Origin of the sequence: Pseudothioclava arenosa (genome assembly GCF_002358085.1) — a bacterium.
In the GTDB taxonomy this organism is placed as follows: Bacteria; Pseudomonadota; Alphaproteobacteria; order Rhodobacterales; family Rhodobacteraceae; genus Pseudothioclava; species Pseudothioclava arenosa.
The window spans coordinates 24,308-44,091 of record NZ_NTJD01000001.1; the positions used below are offsets into that span (position 1 = coordinate 24,308).

At 64.8% G+C, this 19,784-nt stretch carries 18 protein-coding genes; 9 read left to right on the forward strand and 9 right to left on the reverse strand.

Going from position 1 to position 19,784, the window contains the following annotated elements; translation table 11 throughout:
- Positions 1–3 precede the first annotated feature (3 nt).
- The 6 genes from napA to CLN94_RS00165 are packed head-to-tail and all read left to right on the forward strand — an operon-like array spanning position 4 to position 5,975.
- Positions 4–2,490 (forward strand): nitrate reductase catalytic subunit NapA, encoded by a 2,487-nt coding sequence (napA, locus tag CLN94_RS00140; RefSeq protein WP_096429799.1) that lies wholly within the window; start codon positions 4–6, stop codon positions 2,488–2,490.
- Between the two features lie 38 nt (positions 2,491–2,528).
- Positions 2,529–3,353, forward strand: a complete 825-nt coding sequence (napG, locus tag CLN94_RS00145) for a ferredoxin-type protein NapG (protein ID WP_096429801.1) — start codon at positions 2,529–2,531, stop codon at positions 3,351–3,353.
- The gene (napH, locus tag CLN94_RS00150; protein WP_096429803.1) at positions 3,350–4,273 is read left to right on the forward strand and encodes a quinol dehydrogenase ferredoxin subunit NapH; all 924 of its coding nucleotides are present in this window, start codon (positions 3,350–3,352) and stop codon (positions 4,271–4,273) included. Before napG ends, napH begins: the two co-directional genes overlap by 4 nt.
- A 22-nt stretch (positions 4,274–4,295) precedes the next feature.
- A complete protein-coding gene (locus tag CLN94_RS00155; RefSeq protein WP_096429805.1) occupies positions 4,296–4,730 on the forward strand; it encodes a nitrate reductase cytochrome c-type subunit in 435 nt (144 codons plus the stop codon).
- A gap of 27 nt (positions 4,731–4,757) precedes the next feature.
- The gene (locus tag CLN94_RS00160; RefSeq protein ID WP_096429807.1) at positions 4,758–5,420 is read left to right on the forward strand and encodes a NapC/NirT family cytochrome c; all 663 of its coding nucleotides are present in this window, start codon (positions 4,758–4,760) and stop codon (positions 5,418–5,420) included.
- Between the two features lie 12 nt (positions 5,421–5,432).
- Positions 5,433–5,975, forward strand: a complete 543-nt coding sequence (locus CLN94_RS00165; protein ID WP_096429809.1) for a DUF2478 domain-containing protein — start codon at positions 5,433–5,435, stop codon at positions 5,973–5,975.
- A gap of 108 nt (positions 5,976–6,083) precedes the next feature.
- Here the strand turns inward: CLN94_RS00165 and ccrA are convergent, their stop codons facing one another.
- On the reverse strand, positions 6,084–7,376 hold the full coding sequence (gene ccrA / locus CLN94_RS00170) for a crotonyl-CoA carboxylase/reductase (RefSeq protein ID WP_096430664.1): 1,293 nt from the start codon (positions 7,374–7,376) through the stop codon (positions 6,084–6,086).
- A 296-nt stretch (positions 7,377–7,672) separates the two neighbouring features.
- On the opposite strand from ccrA, the gene CLN94_RS00175 reads away from it, so the two are divergent.
- From CLN94_RS00175 to CLN94_RS00185, 3 genes are all read left to right on the forward strand, one after another.
- Positions 7,673–9,646 carry a protein meaA gene (locus tag CLN94_RS00175; RefSeq protein WP_096429811.1) on the forward strand — a complete coding sequence of 658 codons (1,974 nt, stop codon included), beginning with the start codon at positions 7,673–7,675 and terminating at the stop codon, positions 9,644–9,646.
- Positions 9,647–9,775: 129 nt separating this feature from the next.
- Positions 9,776–11,326 (forward strand): ATP-dependent DNA helicase, encoded by a 1,551-nt coding sequence (locus tag CLN94_RS00180; RefSeq protein WP_096429813.1) that lies wholly within the window; start codon positions 9,776–9,778, stop codon positions 11,324–11,326.
- On the forward strand, positions 11,326–12,042 hold the full coding sequence (locus tag CLN94_RS00185; RefSeq protein ID WP_096429815.1) for an SDR family oxidoreductase: 717 nt from the start codon (positions 11,326–11,328) through the stop codon (positions 12,040–12,042). The genes CLN94_RS00180 and CLN94_RS00185 overlap by 1 nt, the downstream gene beginning before the upstream one ends.
- Here the strand turns inward: CLN94_RS00185 and CLN94_RS00190 are convergent, their stop codons facing one another.
- From CLN94_RS00190 to rimI, 8 genes are all read right to left on the reverse strand, one after another.
- Complete coding sequence (locus CLN94_RS00190; protein ID WP_096429817.1) at positions 12,043–12,807, reverse strand: TIGR02186 family protein; 765 nt, start codon at positions 12,805–12,807, stop codon at positions 12,043–12,045. It abuts the gene before it with no gap.
- A complete protein-coding gene (locus CLN94_RS00195) occupies positions 12,804–13,721 on the reverse strand; it encodes a sulfite exporter TauE/SafE family protein (protein ID WP_096429819.1) in 918 nt (305 codons plus the stop codon). The genes CLN94_RS00190 and CLN94_RS00195 overlap by 4 nt, the downstream gene beginning before the upstream one ends.
- Before the next feature lie 70 nt (positions 13,722–13,791).
- Complete coding sequence (locus tag CLN94_RS00200) at positions 13,792–14,595, reverse strand: purine-nucleoside phosphorylase (protein WP_096429821.1); 804 nt, start codon at positions 14,593–14,595, stop codon at positions 13,792–13,794.
- On the reverse strand, positions 14,579–15,547 hold the full coding sequence (locus CLN94_RS00205) for an ABC transporter permease (protein WP_096429823.1): 969 nt from the start codon (positions 15,545–15,547) through the stop codon (positions 14,579–14,581). The genes CLN94_RS00200 and CLN94_RS00205 overlap by 17 nt, the downstream gene beginning before the upstream one ends.
- Complete coding sequence (locus CLN94_RS00210; protein WP_096429825.1) at positions 15,547–16,632, reverse strand: ABC transporter permease; 1,086 nt, start codon at positions 16,630–16,632, stop codon at positions 15,547–15,549. Before CLN94_RS00210 ends, CLN94_RS00205 begins: the two co-directional genes overlap by 1 nt.
- Positions 16,632–18,221: an ABC transporter ATP-binding protein gene (locus CLN94_RS00215; protein WP_096429827.1), complete on the reverse strand. Its 1,590-nt coding sequence runs from the start codon at positions 18,219–18,221 to the stop codon at positions 16,632–16,634. The genes CLN94_RS00210 and CLN94_RS00215 overlap by 1 nt, the downstream gene beginning before the upstream one ends.
- Complete coding sequence (locus tag CLN94_RS00220; RefSeq protein ID WP_096429829.1) at positions 18,221–19,210, reverse strand: BMP family lipoprotein; 990 nt, start codon at positions 19,208–19,210, stop codon at positions 18,221–18,223. Before CLN94_RS00220 ends, CLN94_RS00215 begins: the two co-directional genes overlap by 1 nt.
- 147 nt (positions 19,211–19,357) lie before the next feature.
- The gene (gene rimI, locus CLN94_RS00225; protein WP_096429831.1) at positions 19,358–19,783 is read right to left on the reverse strand and encodes a ribosomal protein S18-alanine N-acetyltransferase; all 426 of its coding nucleotides are present in this window, start codon (positions 19,781–19,783) and stop codon (positions 19,358–19,360) included.
- Between the last annotated feature and the right edge of the window lies 1 nt (position 19,784).

Below are 19,784 nucleotides of genomic sequence, written 5' to 3' on the forward strand. Positions count from 1 at the left end.
GCCATGACGATCGATACCACGCGCCGCTCCATTCTGAAGGCCACCGCCGCCGCCGCGACCGCTTCGGCTGCGGGCATCACGCTGCCGGCCGCGCCTGCAACCGCCGCCGCCGACGGCATCCGCTGGGACAAGGCCGCCTGCCGCTTCTGCGGCACGGGCTGCTCGGTTCTGGTGGGTGTGAAAGAGGGCCGCGTCGTCGCCACTCAGGGCGACCCCGAAGCCCCGGTGAACCGCGGCCTGAACTGCATCAAGGGCTATTTCCTGTCCAAGATCATGTATGGCCAGGACCGCCTGACCCAGCCGCTGCTGCGCAAGAAGAACGGCGTCTATGACAAGGAAGGCGATTTCACCCCGGTCTCGTGGGAAGAAGCCTTCAGCACCATGGCGCAGAAATGGAAAGAGGCGCTGAAGAACAAGGGGCCGACCTCGGTCGGTATGTTCGGCTCGGGCCAGTGGACGATCTGGGAAGGCTATGCCGCCTCCAAGCTGATGAAGGCGGGCTTCCGCTCGAACAACATCGACCCGAACGCGCGCCACTGCATGGCCTCGGCCGTGGCCGGCTTCATCCGCACCTTCGGCATCGACGAGCCGATGGGCTGCTATGACGACCTCGAGCACGCCGATACCTTCGTGCTCTGGGGCTCGAACATGGCCGAGATGCACCCGATCCTGTGGTCGCGCCTCACCGACACCCGCCTGACCAAGCCGGGCGCCGAAGTGCACGTGCTCTCGACCTTCGAACACCGTTCGTTTGAGCTGGCCGACAACGGCATGATCTTCGTGCCGCAGACCGACCTCGCGATCCTGAACTTCATCGCCAATTACATCATCGAAAACGATGCGGTGAACTGGGACTTCGTGAACAAGAACGTCAACTTCACCCGCACGCCGACCGACATCGGCTATGGCCTGCGCCCCGAGCACGCGCTCGAACAGGCGGCGGCCAACCCCGCGGCGGGCAAGCTCGAACCGATGACCTTCGAGGAATACAAGGCCGCCGTCAGCGAATACACGCTTGAAAAGGTCTCGAAACTCTCGGGCGTTCCGGAAGAGAAACTGATCTGGCTGGCCAAGCAATATGCCGATCCGAACCGCAAGGTGATGTCGCTCTGGACGATGGGCTTCAACCAGCACACCCGCGGCTCGTGGGTGAACTCGCTGATGTACAACGTGCACCTGCTGGTCGGCAAAATCTCCGAGCCGGGCAACTCGCCCTTCTCGCTGACCGGTCAGCCCTCGGCCTGCGGCACCGCGCGCGAAGTGGGCACCTTCGCCCACCGCCTGCCCGCCGACATGGTGGTGAACAATGAGAAACACCGCGACATCTGCGAAACCGCCTGGGGCATCCCGAAAGGCACGATCCCGGAGAAACCCGGCTATCACGCGGTTCTGCAGCACCGCATGCTGAAAGACGGCAAACTGAATGCCTATTGGGTTCAGTGCACCAACAACATGCAGGCCGCGCCGAACATGAACGAAGAAGGCTATCCGGGCTATCGCAACCCGGAAAACTTCATCGCCGTGTCCGATCCCTACCCGACCGTGACCGCGCTGGCCGCCGACCTGATCCTGCCCACCGCGATGTGGGTTGAGAAGGAAGGCGCCTATGGTAACGCCGAGCGCCGCACCCAGTTCTGGCGCCAGCAGGTCGACGCGCCCGGCGAGGCGAAGTCGGACGTCTGGCAGGTGGTCGAATTCTCGAAATACTTCACCACCGACGAAGTCTGGCCGGAAGAGCTTCTGGCCCAGAAGCCCGAGCTGCGCGGCAAGACCCTCTACGAGGTGCTCTACACCAACGGCGTGGTCAACAAGTTCCCGCTGGCCGATACCTATGACGGCTTCAACAACGCGGAATCGAAGGACTTCGGCTTCTACCTGCAGAAAGGCCTGTTCGAGGAATATGCGAACTTCGGTCGCGGCCACGCCCACGACCTCGCCGATTTCGATACCTACCACAACGCCCGCGGTCTGCGCTGGCCGGTGGTCGATGGCAAGGAAACGCTCTATCGCTTCCGCGAGGGCTATGACCCCTACGTCAAGAAGGGCGAAGGCGTGAAGTTCTACGGCAAGCCCGATGGCAAGGCCGCGATCATCTTCGCGCCCTACGAGCCGCCGGCGGAAAGCCCGGATGCCGAGTTTGACCTCTGGCTGGCCACCGGCCGCGTGCTCGAACACTGGCACTCGGGCTCGATGACCCGCCGTGTGCCCGAGCTGCACAAGGCCTTCCCGGCGGCGGTGGTGTTCATGCACCCCGAGGACGCGCAGGCGCGCGGGCTCAAACGCGGCCAGGAGATCCGGATCTCGACCCGTCGCGGTTCGATCGTCTCGCGTGTCGAAACCCGTGGCCGGAACAAGCCGCCGCAAGGCCTCGTGTTCATGCCCTGGTTCGATGAGGGCCAGCTGACCAACCAGCTGACGCTCGATGCGACCTGCCCGATCTCGAAAGAGACCGACTACAAGAAATGCGCTTGCAAGGTGGAGCGGGCCTGACGGCCCCTCCGTCCCTCTAGCCGCAAAAGGAGAATGTGATGTCCGCCCCGAAGAAGCCCAAGGCTATGGATCGCCGCCGTTTCCTGATGGATACGGCGCGGGCCGCCGCAGGCTGCGCGGTGGCGGGCACACTCCTGTCGCTTTATGCCCGCGATGCGCGCGCGCTTCCGGCCGAGGCATTGCGTCCGCCGGGCGCCCTGCCTGAAGAGGATTTCCTCGCGGCCTGTATCCGATGCGGGCTTTGCGTGCGCGACTGCCCCTATGACACGCTGGTGCTGGCCGAGCTGGGCGTCGATGGCGCCGCGACCGGCACGCCCTTCTTTACCGCCCGCAACATCCCCTGCGAGATGTGCGACGACATTCCCTGCGTCAAAGCCTGCCCGACCGGGGCGCTGGACCATGGGCTGACCGATATCGACGAGGCCAAGATGGGCATCGCCGTGCTGGTCGACGAAGAAAACTGCCTCAATGCGCTGGGCCTGCGCTGCGACGTCTGCTACCGCGTCTGCCCGGTCATCGACGAGGCGATCACGCTGGAACGTGAACACAATGCCCGCTCGGGCCACCACGCGATCTTCATGCCGGTCGTCCATGCCGAGTTCTGCACCGGCTGCGGCAAATGCGAGAAATCCTGCGTGCTGCCCGAAGCCGCGATCAAGGTGCTGCCGGTGCGGCTGGCGCGTGGTCAGCTCGGCGAACATTACCGTCTTGGTTGGGAGCAGATGGACGAGAACGGCGCGCCCCTGGTGGATGGGCTGATCGACCTGCCCGACCGCCTGCCCGGGCCCGGCACCGACAACCTTGCCGCTCCGGGCGGTTTCGAGCCTGCCTTCAAGCTTCCGATGGGAGGGACCGGGCAATGAGTGCAAAGACCAAACTCCCGACCGGACAAGAAGCGATCCGCACCAAGGGCTGGATCGGGGCGCATAAATACCTGCTGCTGCGGCGGATCTCGCAGGCGGCGTTCCTGCTGATCTTCCTGATCGGCCCGTGGTTCGGACTGTGGCTGGTCAAGGGGAACCTTGCGGGTTCGCTCACGCTCGATGTGCTGCCGCTGACCGATCCGCTGGTGCTCCTGCAAGGCATCGCCGCGCAATACTGGCCCGAGTTCACCGCGCTTCTGGGCGCTCTGATCGTCGGCGTGACTTATGCGCTGATTGGCGGGCGGGTCTATTGCTCGTGGGTCTGCCCGATCAACCCGGTGACCGATGGCGCGCATTGGCTGCACGAGAAACTCGGCATGCCGAAGGGCTGGCAGCCCAAGCGCGAGACCCGCTACTGGATGCTGGGCATGGTGTTCGCGGCCTCGGCCCTGACCGGCACCATCGCGTGGGAATTCGTCAACCCGATCACCATGCTGCAACGCGGGCTGGTGTTTGGCATCGGTTTCGCCTGGACCTTCGTGATTGCGGTGTTCCTGTTCGACCTGTTCGTCTCGCGCCGGGGCTGGTGCGGCCATATCTGCCCGGTCGGCGCCTTCTACGACCTGCTCGGCGCGAAATCGCTGCTTCGGGTGACGGCGGTCGATCGCGCCAAATGCGACGATTGCATGGATTGCTTCGCCGTCTGCCCCGAGATGCATGTCATCACCCCTGCGCTCCGCGGCAAGGGCACCGACACCCCGCTCATCCTGTCCGGCGATTGCACCAACTGCGGGCGGTGCATCGATGTCTGCGCGCAGGATGTGTTCCAGTTTACCCACCGTTTCGACACGCGGCCCTCGCCCGGCCGTGGAGAAGAAGATGCAACCCCTTCCTCGGCACCGTGCAACCGTGCCGCCTGATTTCTTACGGGAGACCACAGCCATGAAAAGACTCGCCAAAATCAGCGTTCTGGCCGGCGCCGCCGTCGCCTTCTCTGCCGGTCTCGTGCTGGCACAGGATGCCTCCGTCACCTCCCTGCGCGGCGCGCAGGTCAATGAGGAGGTCAATGTCCAGGATAACTACCTGCAGGAAAAACAGCGCTTTGCCCGCACCTTCGCGCAGCAGCCGCCGCTGATCCCGCACACGATCGAGAAGTATCAGATCGACCTCAAGACCAACGAGTGCCTGACCTGCCACGAGTGGAAGAACGCCGCCGATCGCAGCGCGCCGATGATCTCGATGACCCACTATACCGACCGCGATGGCATTCAGGGCGATCAGGTCGCTTCGCGTCGCTGGTTCTGCAACCAGTGCCACGTGCCGCAGCTTGACGCCCCCGAACTGGTGGAAAACGTCTTCCGCGCCTCCGGCAAATAATCTGGCCTCGCCATCGGGAGAAAGAACATGTCTGAGAACAAACCGACCGATCCGCGACCCGGCCTGATCCGCCGCACCTGGAATTTCATCGCGCGGCCGTCTGGCTCGATCGCCCTTGGCACGCTTCTGGTGGGCGGTTTTGTGGGCGGGATCATCTTCTGGGGCGGCTTCCACACCGTTCTGGAACTGACCAACACCGAGACCTTCTGTATCTCGTGTCACGAGATGCGCGACAACGTCTATGCCGAGTACACCGGCTCGCCCCACGATGCCAACGCGGCCGGCGTGCAGGCCTCCTGCCCGGATTGCCACGTGCCGAAGGAATGGGCGCCCAAGATCATCCGCAAGATCAAGGCCTCGAAAGAGCTTTACGGTCATTTCATCACCCACTCGATCGACACGCCCGAGAAATTCGAGGCGATGCGCATCGAACTGGCCGCGCATGAATGGGAGCGGATGAAGCGCAACGACTCGCAGGAATGCCGGAACTGCCACTCCTTCGAGACGATGGACTTCGTGATGCAGGAAAGCCGCGCGGGGAACGCCCACGAAGAGGCGATCGACACCGGCAAGACCTGTATCGACTGTCACCAGGGGATCGCGCATGATCTGCCCGCGGGCTATCTGGATCGCTACCGCGAAGTGGTGGCCGATCTTGAGGCACGCGGTGTGGTCAAACCGGCCAAGTAACGAGAGGCAGGCATGATTCTCGCAGCGCTACAGGCTCCCGGGCGGGGCGAGACGAACCGCCTGCTGTCCGATCTGGCCGCCGAGGCCCGCACCCGCGGGCTTCGGGTGGTCGGCACGGTGCAGGTCAATCACACGATTGCCGGCACCCATCATTGCGACATGGATGTGCAGGTTCTGCCGCAGGGGCAGATCCTGCGCATTTCGCAATCTCTGGGCACGGGCTCGCGCGGCTGTCGCCTTGATCCGTCGGTGCTGGAACAGGCGGTGCAGCTGGTGGGCGACGCGCTGGCCGAGGGCGCAGACCTTCTGATCGTCAACAAGTTCGGCAAGCACGAGGCCGAGGGGCGCGGGTTTCGCGACCTGATCGCCGAGGCTCTGATGCAGGGTATTCCGGTGATCGTCGGGCTGAATGACCTGAACGCGGAGGCCTTCGAGGCCTTTGCGGGCGATATCGCGCAGATGTTGCCGCCTGAACCGGCCGCGCTCTCGGACTGGCTGGCCGCGCATACGGCCACGTCCTGCTGCGGCTGTGACTGCCACGCCGCACACGGCTGATTCGATCAGATCCCTTGAAATATGACAAAGCCGGGCTCTTGGCCCGGCTTTCGCGCATGAAAAAGCCCGCGCTCCTGGGGGAGCGCGGGCAGCATTGAAGACAAGGCATTACGCCTTGGGGCCAGCCTCCAATGCGTCCTCAAACGTCCGCAGGCCGGTTTTCGGCGCCTGTACGAGCACGGCCATGTTGCCCGGCTTGTGCTCGTTGCGGAGCATCTTGATATGCGCCTGCGGAATTTCGTCCCAGGGGAAGACTTCCGACATGCACGGATCGATGCGACGCTCGATCATCAGCTTGTTGGCGGCCGAGGCCTGCTTCAGATGCGCGAAGTGCGAGCCCTGCAGACGCTTCTGGTGCATCCACATGTAGCGCACGTCGAAGGTGCAGTTGAAGCCCGAGGTGCCGGCGCAGATCACCACCATGCCGCCTTTTTTCACCACCAGCGAAGACACCGGGAAGGTTGCCTCACCGGGGTGTTCAAAGACCATGTCGACGTTCACGCCCTTGCCGGTGATGTCCCAGATCGCCTTGCCGAACTTGCGAGCCTCTTTCAGCCAGATGTTATACTCTTCCGAGTTCACCTTGGGCAGTTGCCCCCAGCATTTGAAGTCCTTGCGGTTGATCACGCCTTTGGCGCCCAGGCCCATCACGAAGTCGCGCTTGTCTTCATCCGAGATCACGCCGATGGCATTGGCGCCGGCCGCGTTGATCAGCTGGATCGCGAAGGAGCCGAGGCCGCCCGAGGCGCCCCAGACCAGCACGTTCTGGCCCGGCTGCAGGTCATGCGGGGCATGGCCGAACAGCATCCGGTAGGCGGTCGCCAGCGTCAGCGTGTAGCAGGCGCTTTCTTCCCAGGTCAGGTGCTTGGGGCGACGCATCAGCTGCTGCGCCTGCACGCGGGTGAACTGCGCGAAGGAGCCGTCATGGGTCTCGTAGCCCCAGATCCGCTGCGAGGGCGAGAACATCGGGTCGCCGCCGTTGCACTCTTCGTCGTCGCCGTCGTCCTGGTTGCAGTGCACCACGACTTCATCGCCGACTTTCCAGTTCTTCACCTTGTCGCCCACGGCCCAGACGATGCCCGAAGCATCCGAGCCGGCGATGTGATAGGGCTGCTTGTGGCCGTCGAAGGGCGAGATCGGCACGCCGAGGCCTGCCCAGATGCCGTTGTAGTTCACGCCCGCGGCCATCACCAGGACGAGCACTTCGTGGCTGTCGATTTCCCAGGTCGGCACGACTTCCACCTGGAAGGACTTGTCCGGCTCACCGTGACGGTCGCGACGGATCGCCCAGGCGTACATGTTCTTCGGAACATAGCCGAGGGGCGGCATTTCGCCGATTTCGTAGAGGTCCTTCTCCGGGGCTTCGTAGGGCGCGATCCCGGTGTTCTGATCAAGGGCCATGGCTCTCTCCTGTTCGTATTTGCCGCATCGCAGAATCGGGCGGCGTTCCATGAGTGAGATACAAACGGCTGCGCAACAAAGCAATAGCTGACGTAGCGATTTTGTAATTTTCTGTCTCACTTATGGACTAATGTATCGCCCAAGCCCCAGCGCCTGCTAAATAAAGTTGCACGACGCCGGGTTTCGCTTTTTGCCGCGGCGCGGCGAATTGACAGGGACACTTTCTTTCGTCTATCTGGGTGCGTCCCGCAATTTTCTTGCGGAAATCAGAATCGACATGGACTCGGGAGCCTGCCATGACCGACAGCACCAAACCCGCCAAAGACAAGCCCTGGCTGTTCCGCACCTATGCGGGCCATTCGACTGCGAAAAAGTCGAACGAGCTTTATCGGATGAACCTTTCCAAGGGCCAGACCGGCCTCTCGGTGGCCTTCGATCTACCCACGCAGACCGGCTACGATTCGGATCACGTGCTCGCGCGTGGCGAGGTCGGCAAGGTCGGCGTGCCGGTGTGCCATCTGGGCGACATGCGCGCGCTGTTCGACCAGATCCCGCTTGAGCAGATGAACACCTCGATGACGATCAACGCCACCGCGCCGTGGCTGCTGTCGCTCTATATCGCGGTTGCCGAAGAGCAGGGCGCTGACGTGTCCAAGCTGCAAGGCACGGTGCAGAACGATCTGGTCAAAGAATACCTGTCGCGCGGCACCTATATCTGCCCGCCGAAGCCCAGCCTCGCGATGATTACCGATGTCGCCGCCTACACGCGTGAACATCTGCCGAAATGGAACCCGATGAACGTGTGTTCCTACCACCTGCAAGAGGCCGGCGCGACGCCGGAGCAGGAGCTGGCCTTTGCGCTCGCGACCGCCATCGCGGTGCTCGACGATCTGAAAAACAAGGTCCCGACCGAGGCCTTCCCGGAAATGGTCGGGCGGATCTCGTTCTTCGTGAACGCGGGCATCCGGTTTGTGACCGAGATGTGCAAGATGCGCGCCTTCACCGAGCTCTGGGACGAAATCTGCCGCGACCGCTATGGCATCGAAGACGCGAAATACCGCCGCTTCCGCTATGGCGTGCAGGTGAACTCGCTCGGCCTGACCGAGCAGCAGCCGGAAAACAACGTCTACCGCATCCTGATCGAGATGCTGGCGGTGACGCTGTCGAAAAACGCGCGCGCCCGCGCCGTGCAGCTGCCCGCCTGGAACGAGGCGCTGGGCCTGCCGCGCCCGTGGGATCAGCAATGGTCGCTGCGCATGCAGCAGATCATGGCCTATGAAACCGACCTTCTGGAATATGGCGACCTGTTCGACGGCAACCCCGCCGTGACCGCCAAGGTCGAGGCGCTGAAGGATGGCGCGCGCCAGGAGCTGTCGACGATCGACGGCATGGGCGGCGCGATCGCGGCGATCGATTACATGAAGGGCCGCCTGGTCGAATCCAACGCCGAGCGGATCAACAAGATCGAGGCCGAGGAAACCATCGTCGTCGGTGTGAACCGCTGGCAGCAGGGCGAGCCTTCGCCGCTGACCGCGGGCGATGGCGGCATCATGGTCGTCGATCCGGCCGTCGAGGCCGAGCAGATCGAGCGTCTGGCCTCCTGGCGTGCCGAGCGTGACGAGGCCGCGGTTCAGGCCGCGCTGGCGGCGCTGCGCGAGGCTGCACGGGCGGGCAAAAACGTCATGCCCGCCTCGATCGCCGCCGCCAAGGCCGGCGCCACCACCGGCGAATGGGCGGGCGTCATGCGCTCGGTCCACGGTGAGTATCGCGGCCCGACCGGCGTGTCGAAGTCGCCCTCGAACAACACGCAAGGCCTCGATGACATCCGCGAGGCGGTGGATGCGGTCTCGACCCAACTGGGCCGCCGCCTGAAGTTTCTGGTCGGCAAGCCGGGGCTGGATGGCCACTCGAACGGCGCCGAGCAAATCGCCTTCCGCGCCCGCGATTGCGGCATGGACATCACCTATGATGGCATCCGCCTGACGCCCGAGCAGATCGTCGCCAAGGCGATCGAGGAAGAGGCGCATGTGGTGGGCCTGTCGATCCTGTCGGGAAGCCACATCCCGCTGATCGAAGAGCTGATGGAGCGGATGCGCGCCGCTGGCCTGACCGACGTGCCGGTCGTGGTGGGCGGCATCATCCCCGACGAGGACGCGGCGAAACTGCGCGGCTTCGGCGTGGCGCGTGTCTACACGCCCAAGGACTTCGAGCTGAACCGGATCATGATGGATATCGTGGCTCTGGCGGCTCCGCAGTCGGCGGCAGCCTGAGGGCGCAGAGGGGGCTGTCTGCCCCCGCCGAGGCTGCGCCTCGGCCCCCCGAGAGTATTTTTCGCTCGATGAAAGCAGAAGGGGCCACGGCCCCTTTTGTCGTCTTGGGTGCCCCTGTATGGTCGCGCCATGACCCTTCCGATGCGTGTGCAATTCTCTGACGATCAGGCCGAGGCCTGGGATGCCGTGGCCGAGGCGCTGGAGGCGGCGGGCGTCGATATCGTCGAGGGCACGCTGTCGCCAGATGGGGGCGGCAACCGGGTCATGTCGGTGATCGGCAAGGCGGGCTCGGGCAAGACGCTGTTGCTGGCCGAGCTGTACAAGGCGCTCGACGAGGCGGGGGTCGAGGTGGTCTCGGGTGATTACGAGGGCCGTCGCCGCAAGGACCGGCGCACGCTGGCCATCCTGGCGCCTACGAACAAGGCGGCGAGCGTGTTGCGCAGCCGTGGCGTGCCCGCGACCACGATCCACCGCATTCTTTATACGCCGGTCTATGCCCCCGCCTATGAGGCGATTGCCGAATGGCTGGCCGGGCAGGGCACGCGCCCCACGATCGACGCGCTGCCGATCGACGGGCTGAGCGAGGAGGCGCTCGATCGCGCCAAGGCCTTCTACGAGCTGAACAAGTCGATCCCCGGCGCGCTGGCGGCGGCGGGGCTGCGCGGCTCCGATTTCATCCAGGGCTGGAAGCGGCGCGAAGACCCGCTCGATATCGGCTTTGTCGATGAGGCCTCGATGCTGGACGAGCGCCAGTTCGACGACCTGCGTGAGATTTTCCCGACGCTGGTGCTGTTTGGCGACCCCGCGCAGCTGGCGCCGGTGAACCAGTCGGGGCAGATGTGCTTTGAGCGTCTGCCCGAGCCCGCCAAGCATGTGCTGCACCGCATCCACCGCCAGACGCAGGACAACCCGATCCTCGATCTCGCCCATGCGCTGGCCGATGAGAGCCTTGATTTCTATGGTTTCGAGCGGATGGTGGCCGAGGCCGCCAAGCGCGATCCCCGCGTGGTCTGGGCCGAGCGGGTGGAAAGCGACCTGATGGCGCGCTCGCCGGTGCTGGTCTGGCGCAACGCGACGCGGATCCGGCTGATTCATGCGTTTCGCTCGGCCTTTGGCGCCCCCGCCGACCAGTTGCTGCCGGGCGAGCCGCTGATCTGCGACGGGATCGAGCTGCCGTTGAAGCACCGCAAGAAGCGCATCGACCTCGAGGCGCGCGGACTGATCAAGGGCGCGCAGGTGGTCTACCTCGGCCCTGGCAAGAAGCCTGGCTTTTCGCGCCTGCATGTGATGGGGGCGGAAGATCCGCGCCTCTCCGCCGCCTCGATCATCAAGATCGAGATCCCCGATCAGGAAGAGCCCTTCATCCCCTACGCGGCGCGGATGGGGGCGGCGTTCCTGCATGGCGCGGCCGTCACGATTCACAAGGCGCAGGGCAGCCAGTGGGAAGATGTGCAGGTCTTCGCCCCCGACATCTACGCGGCGTTTCGCGCGGGGCGGACCGAAGCTGGCATCCCTCTGTGGAAACGCCTGACCTATGTGGCGATCACCCGGGCCGAGCACCGGCTGTTATGGGTGACGCGCAACCGGCTGGCGCGGCCCTCGGCGCCTTTGGGGATCGAGGATCTGCCGACGGGTACGGCAACCTTGCAATTGCGGGCGGAAACCGGGGAGGAGAGCTGATGGCTGTGATGGTGGTGACGGGCGCAAGCGCCGGGATCGGGCGCGCGGTGGCGGAACTGGCGCTGGCCGAGGGTTGGCAGGTGGCCTGCCTTGCGCGCAGCCTTGGGCCGCTTGAAGAGGTTGCGGCAAAGGGCGATGGCCTCGCGCTGGCCTGCGACGTGAGCGATCCGGCCGCGGTCGAGGCAGGTTTTGCCGCCACGGTTGCGCATTTCGGGCGCATCGACGTGCTGTTCAACAATGCGGGCATGTTCCCGCCCGCGGCCCTGCCCGATGAGGTCGCGCTGGACGATTGGAACGCCTGCGTTGCGGTCAACCTGACCGGCATGTTCCTTTGCGCGCGCGCGGCCTTTGGGCAGATGCGGCGTCAGGACCCGCAGGGCGGGCGGATCATCAATAACGGCTCGATCTCGGGTCAGGTGCCGCGGCCGCGCTCGCTGGCCTATACCACCACGAAACACGCGATCAACGGCATGACCAAGCAGCTCGCGCTGGACGGGCGCGGCTTTGGCATCGCGGCGGGGCAGATTGATGTGGGCAATGCCGCGACGGGGCTTTTGGCCGGGATCGACGGTTCGGCGACCAAGGGGGCGGAGCCGGTGATGGAGGTGGCCAATGTGGCGCGCGCGGTCATGCATATGGCCAGCCTGCCGCCCGGCGCGAATGTGCTGCAGATGACGGTGATGGCGACCGAGATGCCCTTTGTCGGGCGGGGCTGATCAGCTGCGGATCAACCGGAACACCGCCGCCGCCGCCCAGCCCGAAAACACCGCCAGCGCCAGCGACAGGAGCGCGTAAAGCGGCGCGTAGTCCTGCGCCAGAACGTAGAGCCAGCGTTCAAGCCCGACCCGGCGCACATAGATCGCGGATTGGTAGCGGTCGATGATATGGCTGTCGCGCACGAGGAAGATGCGGGTCTTGTAATCGCCCTCGATCAGGTTGGCGGGCAGCTCGAAATCGGCGCGGAACAGCGTATCTTCGACGATCCGCACGGCGCCTTCTTCTTCCTTATAAAGACCTTCTTCCTCGCGGATGCGCAGCAGGGCCTGGGTGAAGGGGCGCACGTCCGACATCTGCACCGGGCCCGCGAAAGCGCGCACGGCGAGCGGGATCGAGATGCGCTGCTGCACGTCCTCGACCGGGTCGAGGATCAGGTGCATCGGTCCCGAAGAGGCGATCGCGTAGTAGCTGGGTGCGGCGCCGACAGTGAGGCTGTCGGTATTGACCCAGATCCCCATCTCGCGCGACTTGCGGCGGATTGTGACGGCGCTGGAGGGGCCCTCGAGGGTCACGATCACATGCAGCTCGCCCGTCTGGGCGGCGGGCGCGTTGCGCTTGACCGCGCCGTAGATCAGGATTTCCGAGCCGTCGAAGGACGCGGTGATGCCAATGCTGTCGCGGCTGAGCCCGGCGACGATTTCTTCGCCGCGCGCTGGCAGGGCGCAGGCCAGAAGCAGGGCGAAAAGCGTCAGGAGGCGGGTCATCCGATGCCTCCCGGGAACAGGCTGAACAATTCGTCAGGGCGCAGGAGCAGCTCAAGCCCCAGCTTTACCGCGACCAGAATGACCAGCAGGGCCAAGAGGATGCGCAGCTGTTCGGCATTGAGCCGCGCACCCAGCCGCGAGCCGAATTGCGCGCCGATCACGCCGCCCACGATCAGCATCAGGGCCAGCATCACATCGACGGATTGGTTGGTGATCGCATGCATCGCGGTGGTGAAGGCCGACACGAAGAGGATCTGGAACAGCGAGGTGCCGATCACCACCTTGGTCGGCATGCCGAGCAGGTAGATCATCGCCGGCACCATGATGAAGCCGCCGCCCACGCCCATGATCGCCGCCAGTACCCCGACGATCAGCCCCACCAGCAGCGGCGGGATCACCGAGATATACAGCCCCGAGGCGCGGAACTTCATCTTGAGCGGCAGGTTATGCAGCCAGAGATGCTGATGGCGCTTGCGCCGTGCGCCGCCCTTTTTCGTGCGCCGCATCGTGCGCAGCGCCTCCTGGAACATCAAAAGCCCGATCGCGCCGAGGAACACGACATAGCAAAGCTGCACGACAAGGTCGATCTGCCCGAGCGCGGTCAGCAGGTTGAACACCCAGATCCCAAGTGCCGAGCCGCCGACACCGCCGACCAGCAGAACGATCCCCATCGGCACGTCGACCGCTTTGCGCTTGAACTGCGCCAGAACCCCGGAAACCGATGAGGCAACGACCTGATTTGCCCCGGTCGCCACCGCGACCGCGGGCGGGATGCCGATGAAGAACAGAAGCGGTGTGATCAGGAACCCGCCGCCCACGCCAAAGAGGCCGGACAAGAGGCCCACCAGCCCGCCCAGCCCCAGCAGGAGGAAAAGATTGACCGAAACTTCGGCGATCGGGAGGTAGATCTGCATGGTGGTTCGCGTCACATGGGCTTTCAGTCTTGCAGCCCGACTGACGCGAAGTCAAATCCAAGCCGGCGTTTCAGCGGAAATCTTGCAGATATCGTCGCAAGATACGCTCAAGCCGTGCGGCGCCCAGCGGCGCCATCGCCTTGGTCTGCTCGTGGCTGATCTGCTCGTCGGCCAGCCCTGCGCCCATATTGGTGATGACCGAAACCGCCGCCACCCGCAGCCCCAGAAACCGCGCGAGGATCACCTCGGGCACGGTCGACATGCCGACGGCATCGGCGCCAAGGATGCGGGCCGCGCGAATCTCGGCCGGGGTCTCGAAGGAAGGCCCCGAGAACCAGCAATAGACACCCTCGGGCAGGGGCTCGTTCACCGCCTCGGCCGCAGTGCGAAGCCCCGCGCGCATCTCGGCGTCATGGGCCTCGGTCAGTGGCACGAAACGCGCGTCCGAAGGCTCGCCAATCAGCGGGTTGGTGCCGGCAAAAGCGATGTGGTCATTCAGCAGCATCAGCCCGCCCGGCGGAATATCGGGGCGCAGCGAGCCCGCCGCATTGGTCAGCAACAGCTGCCCGCAGCCCAGTTCGCGCAGGATTTCCAGCGGCAGGCGCATCTCGGCGGGGTTGCCGTGTTCATAGTAATGCACCCGCCCGCCGAACACCGCGACGCGCACGCCTTCCAGATCGCCGATCACCAGCTTGGGGTTGTGCCCCGAAACGCCCGCATGCGGGAAGCCGGGCAGATCGGAATAGGGGATGGCGACGCCCTCGACCTCTTCGGCCAGATGGCCCAGACCCGAGCCCAGAACCAGCCCGATCGCGGGCGGTTCGGCGCCTGCGCGGGCGCGGATCAGATCGGCAAGCTCAGCGCTCTTTGACATAGGGCTGTCCTCCGGCGCGGGGCGGGATCGCCTTGCCGACAAAGCCGGCCAGCACGATCACCGTCAGGATATAGGGCAGGGCATCGAGGAACGACACCGGAATGGCCAGCCCGAAGGTGCCCTCGATCACGTCGGGGCGCAGCGCCAGCGCCTGCAGAAAGCCGAACAGGAGCGTCGCCCAAAGCGCATACCAAGGCCGCCATTTCGCAAAGATCAGCGCGGCGAGCGCGATATAGCCGCGCCCGGCGGTCATCTCGCGGCCAAACCCGGCCTGCAGCCCGGTTGCCATGTAGGCGCCCGCCAATCCGCAGAGGATGCCGGTGATGATGACGGCGGAATAGCGTAGCCGCACCACCGAGATCCCGGCGGTATCGACTGATTCCGGGTTCTCGCCCACCGCGCGCAGCCGCAGCCCGAAGCGCGTGCGATACAAGAGCCACCACGTCGTCGGCACCGCCAGCAGCGCCACGTAAACCAGCGCGGAATGGCCCGAGAGCACCTCGGCATAGAAGGGCCCGAGGATCGGCACATCGGCCAGCGCCTCGGCAAAGGGCAGCTCGATCGGGGTAAACCGCGCACCTCCCGACAAGGGCGGTGTGCGCCCGCCCTGATGGAACAGCGCCTGCGCGATCAGCACCGTCATCCCCGAGGCGAGGAAGTTCAGCGCGACGCCCGAGATCAGCTGATTGCCGCGGAAGGTGATCGAGGCGACGCCGTGGATCAGCGAGAACAGGATCGCAGCGCCGATGCCTGCGAACATCCCCAGCCAGACCGAGCCGGTCAGATAGGCCGCAGCCCCCGACGCCATGCCCGCCATCAGCATCTTGCCCTCAAGCCCGATGTCGAAGATCCCCGAGCGTTCGGAAAACAGTCCGGCGAGACAGGCCAGCAGCAAGGGCGTCGCCAGCCGCAGCGCCGAGTCGGAAACCTGAATAAGCGTTGCGTAATCCATCAGGCGGCCCTCCGGCTGCGGAAGAAGGGCACCAGCATCATCCGCACCATGTTATCGAGCGCGCCGGTGAACAGGATCACGAGGCCCTGCAACAACAGCCGCAACTCGATCGGGATTGAGGTCCAGAGCCCCATCTCGGCGCCGCCCTGATAGAGGAAGCCAAAGAGGAACGCGGCGAGAAACACGCCCAGCGGGTGGTTGCGCCCCATCAGCGCCACCGCGATCCCGATGAAGCCCGCCCCCTCGGCCGAGTTCTGCAAAAGCCGCTCGGCCTCGCCCATAACGTTGTTGATTGCCATCAGCCCGGCCAGCGCGCCCGAGATCAGCATCGCCACCATGATCACCTTGACCGGCGAGATGCCCGCGTAAACCGCCGCGCGCTCGGACTTGCCGAAGGCGCGGATCTCATAGCCAAGCCGCGTGCGCCACAACAGCACCCAGACCGCGAAACAGGCCGCAACCGCAATCAGGAAGGTGACATTCGCGGGCACGGGCGCGTCAAAGATCAGGTTCAGGCCGGGGATGTCGTGGAAGGTCGGCAGCGCCGCGCCTTTCGGGAACCGCGCCGTGGCCGGGTCCATCTGGCCGGCGGGGCGCAATACCTCGACCAGTAGATATACGATCAGCGCCGAGGCAATGTAGTTGAACATGATCGTGGTAATCACGATATGGCTGCCGCGTTTCGCCTGCAGATAGGCCGGAATTGCAGCCCATGCCGCGCCGAACAGCGCCGCCCCCACCATCGCGGCGGGCAGCGCCAGCGTCCAATGCGGCCAGGGCAGCGCGAGGCAGACCAGCGCCACGCCGAGGCCCCCGATCTGCGCCTGCCCTTCGCCGCCGATGTTAAACTGGCTGGCATGGTAGGCAACCGTCACCGCTAGCCCGGTGAAGATGAAGGAGGTGGTGTAGTAGAGCGTATAGCCCCAGCCATAGGGCGAGCCGAGCGCCCCTTGCACCATCACGCGCACGGCCTCCCACGGGTCTTGCCCGATTGCGAGGATCACCAGCACCGAAATCACCGCCGCCAGCAGAAGCGAGATCAGCGGAACCAGAACGAGGTCGGCCCAAGCCGGAAGTTTATCCATCAGCTCGCCCCTCCGGTCTCGGTCACGCCCGCCATCAACAGGCCCAGCTCGCGCTCGTTGGTCTCGGCGGGCAGACGCTCGCCCATGATCTGGCCGTCGAACATCACCGCGATACGGTCCGAGAGCGACATGATCTCGTCCAGCTCGACCGAGACCAGCAGCACCGCCTTGCCCGCGTCGCGCAGCTCGACGATGCGACGGTGGATAAACTCGATCGCGCCGATATCGACGCCGCGTGTGGGCTGGCCGACCAAGAGCAGGTCAGGGTTGCGCTCGATCTCGCGGGCCAGCACGATTTTCTGCTGGTTGCCGCCCGAAAACGACTTGGCTGGCAGGGACGGAATCGGCGGGCGCACGTCGAAATGCTCCATCGCCGCTTCGGTCTTTTCGATGATGCCCGCGTTATCCATGATCGCGGCGTTCTTCTGATATTCGGGCGCGTTGTGATAGCCGAAGACCATGTTCTCCCACGCGCTGAAATCGAGGATCAGCCCGTAGTGATGCCGGTCCTCGGGCACATGGGCGATGCCGCGCGCGCGCCGCGACTGGCCATCGGAATGCTTGCCGGTCAGGTCGATCTCCTGCCCGTTGACCTTGATCGTGCCGGTGGCGCGCGCATAGCCGCCCAGAACCTCCAGCAGCTCGGACTGGCCGTTGCCCGCCACCCCCGCGATGCCCAGAATTTCGCCCGCGCGGATCGTGAGGTTGATGCCCTTGAGCCGCTCGACCTTATCGGCATCGGTGACGCGGAGCCCTTCGATTTCCAGCACCGTCTCGCCGGGGTTGGCGGGGCCTTTGGGCACATGCAGAAGCACCTTGCGCCCGACCATCAGCTCGGCCAGTTCCTCGGGCGAGGTCTCGGCGGTCTTGACCGTGGCCGTCATCTCGCCCCGGCGCATCACGCTGACCGTATCGGTGATTTCCATGATCTCGCGCAGCTTGTGGGTGATCAGGATGATGGTTTTGCCCTGCGCGCGCAGGTTGTCGAGGATGCGAAACAGGTGGTCGGCCTCGGCCGGGGTCAGCACGCCGGTGGGCTCGTCGAGAATGAGGATATTGGCCTGCCGATAGAGCGCCTTGAGGATCTCGACACGCTGCTGGTGGCCGACCGAGAGCTCTTCGATCACCGCGTCCGGGTCGACTTCGAGCCCGTATTCCTCGGCCAGACGTTTCAGCTCGCGCCGCGCCTTCGACAGCGAGGGGCGCAAGAGCGCGCCGTCCTCGACGCCGAGGATGATATTTTCTAGCACCGTGAAATTCTGCACCAGCTTGAAATGCTGGAACACCATGCCGATGCCGGCGCGGATCGCGGCCTGGCTGTCGGGGATGGTGGTGGGGGTTCCGTCGATCAGGATCTCGCCCTTGTCGGCCTTGTAGAACCCGTAAAGGATCGACATCAGTGTCGATTTGCCCGCGCCGTTTTCACCGATGATGCCGTGGATCGTGTCCGGCATCACCCGTATCGAGATATCCTTGTTCGCCTGAACCGGGCCGAACGCCTTGGAAATCCCGCGCAATTCGATTGCCGGGGGCGGGGCGGAGGGCGCAGCGGTATCCCGCTGCGCCCCCTGTGTATTTGCGGACGGCATTACTCGACCGGGCAGGTGTTATCCGCCATGTAGTCGTGGACGCTGATCTCGCCCGCCTTGATCTTCTCCGCGGCGGCATCCACGGCGGCCTTCATCTCATCCGAGACAAGCGCTGCGTTGTTGTCGTCCAGCGCATAGCCCACACCATCGACCTTGAGATCCATCACATGGATGCCCGGCTCGATCGCCTCGCCCGCCTTGAAGGCGTCATAGACGGCGTTGTCCACGCGCTTGAGCATCGAGGTCAGCACCTTGCCCGGATGCAGGTGGTTCTGGTTGCTGTCCACGCCGATCGACAGGATGCCCTCATCGGCGGCGGTTTGCAGAACGCCGATGCCGGTGCCGCCCGCGGCGGCATAGATCACGTCGGCGCCCTGGCTGATCTGCGCCTTGGTCAGTTCCGAGCCCTTCACCGGGTCGTTCCAGGCGCTCGGCGTGGTGCCGGTCATGTTCTGGATCACCTTCGCATCGGGGTTCACGGCCTTGACGCCCTGCACATAGCCGCAGGCGAATTTGCGGATCAGCGGGATGTCCATGCCGCCGATGAAGCCCACGGTGCCGGTCTTCGAGGCCTGCGCCGCCATCATGCCGACGAGGTAGGAGCCCTGCTCCTCGGTGAACACGACCGAGCGCACGTTGGGCTGATCGACGACCATGTCGATGATCGCGAATTTGGTTTCGGGATAGTCCGGCGCGACGGTGTTGAGCACGTCGCCAAAGGCGAAGCCAGTCATCACGATCGGGTTGGCGCCCGACTGGGCCAGACGGCGCAGCGCCTGTTCACGCTGGGCTTCGGATTGCATTTCCAGTTCCTTGTAGGAACCGCCGGTTTCGTCGGCCCAACGCTGCGCGCCGGTATAGGCGGCTTCGTTGAAGCTCTTGTCGAATTTGCCGCCGAGATCGAAGATCAGCGCCGGTTCCGCCAGCGCGGCACCCGCGCAAAGGGCCAGCGAAGCCGCGGCACCGAGGAAGGATTTCATAAGGGTCATTGGTCACTCCCGGTCATTGGATGGCGCTCCGGTTCGGGCGCCTTGTTGGCGGGCGAGGGGGCCCGCGGACCGAGAGAATTTGGGCAGAGGAGCCTAGGGTGGTCAAGCGCGATTTCACGCCAGCGGCGCAGTTTTTTGACCTAATGGTCAGGTGGTCGCCGGATCGAGCGCATAGCTCATCACAACCGCGTCAATCCGCGCGTTTTCGGGGCTTTGATAGTATCCCTTGCGCAGCCCCGATTCCCGCCAGCCGGTCTGGCGATACAGCGCGCGGGCGGCCTCGTTGTCGGCGGCGACCTCCAGAAAGGCCGAGACCGCGCCGCGATCTTGTGCCGCCGCAAGGAAGGTCCGCACCAGTCGCGCGCCTGCTCCGCGCCGCCGCGCTTCGGGGGCGACGGCGAGGGTCAGCAGCTCGGCTTCGTCGGCAATCACACGCCCCAACAGAAACGCGCCCGGCTCGTCGAGCAGGAAGTTGAAACGCTGGTCGAGCAGATCGGCGAATTCCTGGGCCGACCACGGGCGCGGCGTGGTGAAGGAGGCGGCATGGATCAGGGCAAGTTCTTCGGGCGACATC

Excerpts from the sequence above, each read along its gene's own strand:
- CLN94_RS00200 (WP_096429821.1), bottom strand. The coding sequence starts at position 14,595 with ATGTCAAAGAGCGCTGAGCTTGCCGATCTGATCCGCGCCCGCGCAGGC.
- CLN94_RS00160 (WP_096429807.1), top strand. The coding sequence starts at position 4,758 with ATGTCTGAGAACAAACCGACCGATCCGCGACCCGGCCTGATCCGCCGC.
- CLN94_RS00205 (WP_096429823.1), bottom strand. The coding sequence starts at position 15,547 with ATGGATTACGCAACGCTTATTCAGGTTTCCGACTCGGCGCTGCGGCTG.
- CLN94_RS00175 (WP_096429811.1), top strand. The coding sequence starts at position 7,673 with ATGACCGACAGCACCAAACCCGCCAAAGACAAGCCCTGGCTGTTCCGC.
- CLN94_RS00215 (WP_096429827.1), bottom strand. The coding sequence starts at position 18,221 with ATGCCGTCCGCAAATACACAGGGGGCGCAGCGGGATACCGCTGCGCCC.
- CLN94_RS00165 (WP_096429809.1), top strand. The coding sequence starts at position 5,433 with ATGATTCTCGCAGCGCTACAGGCTCCCGGGCGGGGCGAGACGAACCGC.
- CLN94_RS00185 (WP_096429815.1), top strand. The coding sequence starts at position 11,326 with ATGGCTGTGATGGTGGTGACGGGCGCAAGCGCCGGGATCGGGCGCGCG.
- napG (WP_096429801.1), top strand. The coding sequence starts at position 2,529 with ATGTCCGCCCCGAAGAAGCCCAAGGCTATGGATCGCCGCCGTTTCCTG.
- ccrA (WP_096430664.1), bottom strand. The coding sequence starts at position 7,376 with ATGGCCCTTGATCAGAACACCGGGATCGCGCCCTACGAAGCCCCGGAG.
- rimI (WP_096429831.1), bottom strand. The coding sequence starts at position 19,783 with ATGTCGCCCGAAGAACTTGCCCTGATCCATGCCGCCTCCTTCACCACG.
- CLN94_RS00195 (WP_096429819.1), bottom strand. The coding sequence starts at position 13,721 with ATGCAGATCTACCTCCCGATCGCCGAAGTTTCGGTCAATCTTTTCCTC.
- CLN94_RS00155 (WP_096429805.1), top strand. The coding sequence starts at position 4,296 with ATGAAAAGACTCGCCAAAATCAGCGTTCTGGCCGGCGCCGCCGTCGCC.
- CLN94_RS00190 (WP_096429817.1), bottom strand. The coding sequence starts at position 12,807 with ATGACCCGCCTCCTGACGCTTTTCGCCCTGCTTCTGGCCTGCGCCCTG.
- CLN94_RS00220 (WP_096429829.1), bottom strand. The coding sequence starts at position 19,210 with ATGACCCTTATGAAATCCTTCCTCGGTGCCGCGGCTTCGCTGGCCCTT.
- napA (WP_096429799.1), top strand. The coding sequence starts at position 4 with ATGACGATCGATACCACGCGCCGCTCCATTCTGAAGGCCACCGCCGCC.
- CLN94_RS00180 (WP_096429813.1), top strand. The coding sequence starts at position 9,776 with ATGACCCTTCCGATGCGTGTGCAATTCTCTGACGATCAGGCCGAGGCC.
- CLN94_RS00210 (WP_096429825.1), bottom strand. The coding sequence starts at position 16,632 with ATGGATAAACTTCCGGCTTGGGCCGACCTCGTTCTGGTTCCGCTGATC.
- napH (WP_096429803.1), top strand. The coding sequence starts at position 3,350 with ATGAGTGCAAAGACCAAACTCCCGACCGGACAAGAAGCGATCCGCACC.